Raw genomic sequence first — 6,402 nt, forward strand, 5'->3', positions numbered from 1 at the left:
CGTAGTTCGCCGCGCCCGACGGCCCGAGCACGCCGGGAAGAGGGACCCCGTGACATCTTCACCGCCACCGGACGACCAGCCGGGAAGCGAGCCGGCCGGCCCGCCGTCCGGTCCGCTCTCCGACTCCCCCACCGAGCCCTCCCATCCTCGGACCCGCTCCTGGCCGCAGACCCCGCCGCCGGATGACACCGGTGGCGGAGGCCGCGAAGGGGGCGGCGGGGACGGCGGAGGCGGCGATCGTGGCCGGGGCGGACCGGCCGGCGAGCCCCCCGGGCCGCGCCGGCCCTGGTGGCGGTCGGCGCCGCGGATCGCGCTCGCCACGGCCGCGGTGGTCGTGGCCGTGATCCTCGCGGTGGTGCTGCCCCGCCTGGGCGGCGGCGGAAGCGCGGGCGCACTGTACCTGGAGTCGGCCGGCTCCTCGGGCCCGTCCCCGTATACCGGCACCACGGTGAACGGGGACGGCACCGCGTCCCCGACGGCCACCCCGTCCGTCGCGCCGCACGGCGACCACCAGGCCACCAGCGTGTCGGGGGCGGCGCCCGGCCTGTACGGCGGCAGCCAGTCCAAAGCCAGCTGCGACGTCGAGAAGCAGATCCGCTACCTCCGGGCCAACCCGGACAAGGCGCGGGCGTTCGCCGGGGCGGAGGGGAAGAGCCCCGAGGAACTGCCGGCGTATCTGCGGTCCCTGACCCCCGTGCAGCTGCAAGTCGACACCTGGGTCACCAACCACGGCTACCAGGACGGCAAGGCCACCGACTTCCAGGCGGTGCTCCAGGCGGGCACGGCGGTGCTGGTGGACGCGCTCGGGGTGCCGCGGGTGCGCTGCATCTGCGGGAACCCGCTGACGCCGCCGGCGGCCACCGGCGGCAAGCGCCTGACGCTCCAGGGCAAGCCCTGGCCGGGGTTCCGGACCGCGAACGTGGTGACCGTGCAGCAGGCGCCGAAGCCGGTGAAGAAGTTCGTCCTCAAGGACCCGGACACCGGGCAGTACTTCACCCGCCCGTGCGGCACCGACGGCAGTACGGACCAGCCGGCGCCCCCGCCGTCCCGTTCGCCGTTCTCCCCGCCCCCGTCGACCCCGCCCTCCCCCGGGTCCTCCTCCGGTTCGCCGGGGAGCACGACGCCGGAGTCCCCGCAGTCGCCGGGCGGCACCTCGCCGGAGTCGCCGTCGGGTCCCGGCTCGACGCCGGGCAGCCCCTCGACCCCCGAGCAGCCCACACCCGGGCCCACCACACCGGAGCAGCCCGGGTCGCCCGGCGGGGGCGAGAGTCCCGGCACCCCGGCCGGGTCCGGCTCCGGTTGACCCGCTCGGCGCCCTCCGGGCTTCGATATCGAACTGTGTCCTAACAAACCGATGCACCACACAACCTCTGAAGCGGACGAAACGTCTGGATATGCGGCGGATGCCTGTGACTCCGCCGCTGTCCGATGTTCAGCTTTGGAGGGACCCTCGTGCACGCCGGAACACGTCGCCACACCGCCCGGTTGATACCCGCCGCCCTCGCGGCGGGGCTGCTGCTGACCGCGTGCGGGACCGGCGCCGGCTCGTCCACGGCGGCGGAGCCCGCGGCCAAGGTGACCGTCACCCCGGCCGCCGGCGGCACCGCCGCGAAGCTCGGCTCGCCGATATCCGTGAAAGCGGACGGGGGCAAGCTGACCGCGGTCGACGTCAAGGACGACAAGGGCGCCAAGGTGCCGGGCCACCTGGCCGCCGACGGCGCGTCCTGGACGTCCGAGGGCAAGGTCCGGCCGAAGACCACCTACACCGTGACCACCAAGGCGAAGTCCACCGGCGGCAAGGAGTCCGAGGCCACCTCGAAGTTCACCACCGAGCAGGCCGACAAGGTCAACAAGCTCACCAACCAGCCGGGCAACGGGCAGACGGTCGGCACCGGTATGCCGATCTCGATCAAGTTCGACCACAAGGTGGCCAAGAGCCAGCGCGCCGAGGTCGAGAAGGCGCTGAAGGTCACCAGCCAGCCGAAGGTGGAGGGTGCCTGGGGCTGGGTGCAGGACTACGACGGCAGCGACCGGATCGACTGGCGGCCCAAGGACTACTGGCCGAGCGGCACCAAGGTCTCCGTGCGGGGCGCGCTGGGCGGGATAGATTCCGGCGGCGGCCGCTACTTCGCGCGGGACTACGACTTCGACTTCAAGATAGGCGCCGACCACAAGGCCGTCATCGACGTGCCCGCGCACAGCATGACCCTGTACGAGAACGGCAAGCCGGTCGACACGATCAAGGGCTCGGCGGGTTCCCCGGAGGCCCCCACCCGCGGCGGCATCCACACCGTCCGCAGCAAGAACGCCGCCGAGACCATGGACTCCGCCACCATCGGCTACGGCAACCAGTGGATGCTGGACTCGAAGTGGGTCACCCACCTCACCGCGTCCGGCACCTTCCTGCACTCCGCGCCCTGGAACCAGTCCATCGGCGTGGTCAACAACAGCCACGGCTGCTTCGGCATGACGACGTCGGACGCCAAGAAGGCGTACGACTTCCTGAGCATCGGCTCCACGGTCGAGGTGAAAGGCACCTCCAACACCGAGAAGACCAAAGTCGGCAACGGCCTGGAGGTCTGGCAGGAGACCTGGCAGCAGTGGCAGCAGCGCAGCGCGCTGAAGTAGCCGCACCGGCCGCACCCGACCGAAGCGCCGCCGCCCGGGACGTCCGGGCGGCGGCGTTGTGCGTTCGGGGCCGGGTGGCGCGCGGGGCCGTCAGCGGACCTCGTGGACGGTGCGCCGGTAGGTGGAGCGCCGGTCCTCGATGGCGGCCCAGCGGTCGCCGTAGACGGTCTCGGTGATGCCCGGTTCGCGGAGGAAGGCGTGCGGGAAGCCGAGCGGGACCGCGCTGGTGGCGTCCAGCCGCGCCACGGCGTCCGGGTCGAGGGTCACCTCGACGCTGGCGAGGTTGTCGGCCAGCTGGCTCTCCTTGGTGGCGCCGACGATCGGAATGATGTTGCCGGGGCGCTGCCGCAGCCAGGCCAGGGCCACCTGGGCCGGGCTCCAGCCGCCCTGCTCGGCGATCTCCAGGACGGCGGTGACGGTCTCCTCGGCGTTGTGGTCGGCGCGGTTGTCCCAGTCGTGATCGTCCAGCCGGCCGGACTCGCCGCGCCGGTACTTCCCCGTGAGCTTGCCGGCGGCGAGCGGTGCCCAGGCGAGCACGGCGAGGTCGAAGGCGCGGGCCTGGGGCAGCAGTTCGCGCTCCACGGTCCGCTCCAGCAGGTTGTAGCGCAGCTGCGAGCCGGCGAAGGCGGTCCAGCCGCGCAGCTCGGCGAGGGTGTTGGCCTGTGCGATCTCCCAGGCGGGCCAGTCCGAGACGCCGAGGTAGAGCACCTTGCCGGAGCGCACGAGGTCGTCGAGGGCGCGCATCACCTCCTCGACGGGGGTGAAGTTGTCCCGGGCGTGCACCCACAGCACGTCCAGGCGGTCGGTGTTCAGCCGGCGGAGGCTGGCCTCGACGGACTGCACGAGGTTCTTGCGGTGGTTGCCGCCGGCGTTGACGTCGCCCTGGGCGGTGGCGCAGGTGTACTTGCTGGCCAGGACGAAGCGGTCCCGGCGGCCGGTGAGCAGTTCGCCGAGCATCGTCTCGGAGGTGCCGCCGGTGTAGTTGTTCGCGGTGTCGAGGAAGTTGCCGCCGGCGTCCGCGTAGGCGTCGAGGAGGCGCGCGCTGGTGTCCTTGGCGGCGCCCCAGCCCCAGTCCTCGCCGAACGTCATGGTGCCCAGGGCCAGTTCGCTCACCCGGAGACCGGTCCTGCCGAACAGTGTGTACCGCACGTGTTCCCCTCTGGTCGGTGGTGGGTCACACGCTAGGAGCTGGAGTGCACTCCAGGGCAAGGCGACCTTCCCGCCGGCGGGCGGCGGGGCGGCGCCGGTGCTGGGGCGCCGCCCGGCCGGGCCGGTCAGGCGGTGTGCAGGGCCGGGTCGCTGACGCCGGGCTTGCCGGTCTCGACGTGGCCGGCGAGCCGGCGCAGGAAGCCGGCGTCGGTGTCGGCGGTGACGGTCAGGTCGTACCAGCGCTTGCTCGCGGTGAGGTCCACGCGCTGGGTGACGGTGCCTCCGGGGTCGACCCGCACGGTCTTCTTGGCGCCGCCGTAGGCGTTGGCGACGGTCAGGCGGGCGGGGGCGGTGCCGTGGTTGGTGAAGGACAGCTCCAGCCGGCCGGAGGCGGCGTCGTGGCGGGCGGTCACCTCGGGGGTCGCCTTCTTGCCGGGGCCCCGGAAGGTGCGCAGGAAGCCGTTGGGGCCGTGCACCGTCAGGTCGTAACTGCCCTTGGAGTAGGCGGTGTTCCAGGTGTCGGAGAGGGTCTTGCCGGCCTCGGTGGTGTACGTCCAGGGGCCGTCGGTGCGGTTGCCGGAGGTGACCAGGAAGCAGGCGCCGGCGGCGCCGCCGCCGCTGAAGGTGAGGGTGAAGCGGCCGCCGGCGACGTCGGCCTTGCCGTCGGTCAGCGGGGCGTAGGGCAGCGGGCGGCTGGGGCGGGAGCCGGCCTCCTGCTTGGGCAGCACGGGGTTGGCGGGCGGCGTGGGGTGGTAGCTGTCGTGCCGGTTGTGGTCCGGCGGCTGGTAGCCCTTGGTGTCCGGGAGCGCGGCCGGCTTGGTGTTCTCCAGGGAGAAGTCGAAGGCGGAGGTCAGATCGCCGCAGATCGCGCGGCGCCAGGGCGAGATGTTGGGCTCGTGGACGCCGAAGCGACGCTCCATGAAGCGGATCACGGAGGTGTGGTCGAAGACCTCGGAGCAGACGTAGCCGCCGGTGCTCCAGGGGGACACCACCAACATCGGGACGCGCTGGCCCAGCCCGTAGGGGCCGGCGGCGTAGGTGGCATTGCCGGGGAAGTGCTCCAGGGCGGTGTCCACGGTGGAGCGGCCCTGGTCGGCGGAGGCCGGCGGGAACGGCGGGACGACGTGGTCGAAGTAGCCGTCGTTCTCGTCGTAGGTGATGAACAGCGCCGTCTTGCTCCACACGTCGGGGTTGGAGGTGAGCGCGTCCAGGACCTGGGAGACGTACCAGGCGCCGTAGTTCGCGGGCCAGTTGGGGTGCTCGGAGAACGCCTCGGGGGCCGCGATCCAGGAGATCTGGGGCAGTTTGCCGGCCTTGACGTCGGCCTTGAGCTGGTCGAAGTAGCCGTCGCCCCGCTTGGCGTCGGTGCCGGTGCGGGCCTTGTCGTAGAGCGGGTCGCCGGGCTTGGCGTTGCGGTACTGGTTGAAGAAGAGCAGCGAGTTGTCGCCGTAGGTGCCGCGGTAGGCGTCGTCGATCCAGCCCCACTTGCCGGCCGCGTCCAGGCCGTCGCCGATGTCCTGGTAGATCTTCCAGGAGACGCCGGCCTTCTCCAGGCGCTCGGGGTAGGTGGTCCAGCCGTAGCCGGCCTCCTCGTTGCCGACGACCGGGCCGCCGCCGGTGCCGTCGTTGCCGACGTAGCCGGTCCACAGGTAGTAGCGGTTGGGGTCGGTGGAGCTCATCAGCGAGCAGTGGTAGGCGTCGCAGATGGTGAAGGCGTCGGCGAGCGCGTAGTGGAAGGGGATGTCCTTACGCGTCAGGTACGCCATGGTGCCGGTGCCCTTGGCGGGGATCCACTGGTCGTACCGGCCGTTGTTCCATGCCTGGTGGCCGCCGTGCCAGTCGTGGTTGAGGCCCTCGATGAACTGCATACCGAGGTTCTCGGCGTCGGGGTGGTACGGCAGCAGGTCCTTGCCGCCGTCGGACTGGTACCAGACGGACTTGCCGTTCGGCTGGGTGACCGGGCGCGGGTCGCCGAAGCCGCGGACGCCGCGCAGCGAGCCGAAGTAGTGGTCGAAGGAGCGGTTCTCCTGCATCAGGACGACGATGTGCTCGACGTCCTTGATGGAACCGGCGCTGCGCCGGGCGGGGATGGCGGCGGCGCGGGCGATGCTGCTGGAGAGGGCGGTGGCGCCCGCGGTGGCGCCGGCTATCTGGAGGAAGCGCCGGCGGTTGATGTCAGCCATGTGTCTGGGGACCTCGTGTGGGTGGGGGGATGACGGACGGTCGGATCGGGAGCGCGGTGCGGAAGGGGTCGTTCGGATACCGCGGTACAGCGGTCAGCAGAGTGTTCCAAGAGGAACGAGGGTCCGGGAAGAGGGGATGTCCCGGAAGTGACACCTCGCGGTACGGAGGACGAACTCGCAGGCCGGAGGCCCGGGCACGGCAAACGGCCGGCGGGTCACGGTGTGTGTACCGTGACCCGCCGGCCGTGGGCGGTGCCGAGCCGGGGCTCGGGGGCTAGGGCGCTTCTGACGGATCTCCGTGGAAGAAGGAGCGGCGCCTGGTGCGTGCTCTCGCAAGGCGCCGGGATGGCTTCATAGCGGAGCTATGGAGACATTCCGGCAACGCCGCGAGAGTGCGTGCCAGGCGCCGCGACGCCGCGGAGATCCGTCAGAAGCGCCCTAG

At 71.9% G+C, this 6,402-nt stretch carries 4 protein-coding genes; 2 read left to right on the forward strand and 2 right to left on the reverse strand.

Translation table 11 applies throughout. The features are described 5' to 3' along the window. Window positions 1-49 precede the first annotated feature (49 nt). Both B073_RS41245 and B073_RS0126595 read left to right on the forward strand, forming a co-directional pair. Complete coding sequence (locus tag B073_RS41245; RefSeq protein WP_026247757.1) at window positions 50-1,303, forward strand: DUF6777 domain-containing protein; 1,254 nt, start codon at window positions 50-52, stop codon at window positions 1,301-1,303. 149 nt (window positions 1,304-1,452) lie between these two features. Continuing rightward, window positions 1,453-2,628, forward strand: coding sequence for a L,D-transpeptidase (locus tag B073_RS0126595; RefSeq protein WP_234025172.1), 1,176 nt, complete (start codon window positions 1,453-1,455; stop codon window positions 2,626-2,628). A 90-nt stretch (window positions 2,629-2,718) separates the two neighbouring features. Here the strand turns inward: B073_RS0126595 and B073_RS0126600 are convergent, their stop codons facing one another. Both B073_RS0126600 and B073_RS0126605 read right to left on the reverse strand, forming a co-directional pair. Then, complete coding sequence (locus B073_RS0126600) at window positions 2,719-3,777, reverse strand: aldo/keto reductase (protein ID WP_018541137.1); 1,059 nt, start codon at window positions 3,775-3,777, stop codon at window positions 2,719-2,721. Window positions 3,778-3,902: 125 nt separating this feature from the next. After that, complete coding sequence (locus B073_RS0126605) at window positions 3,903-5,960, reverse strand: phosphocholine-specific phospholipase C (RefSeq protein WP_018541138.1); 2,058 nt, start codon at window positions 5,958-5,960, stop codon at window positions 3,903-3,905. Window positions 5,961-6,402: the final 442 nt, after the last annotated feature.

The organism is Streptomyces sp. MspMP-M5, from assembly GCF_000373585.1.
GTDB lineage: Bacteria > Actinomycetota > Actinomycetes > Streptomycetales > Streptomycetaceae > Streptomyces.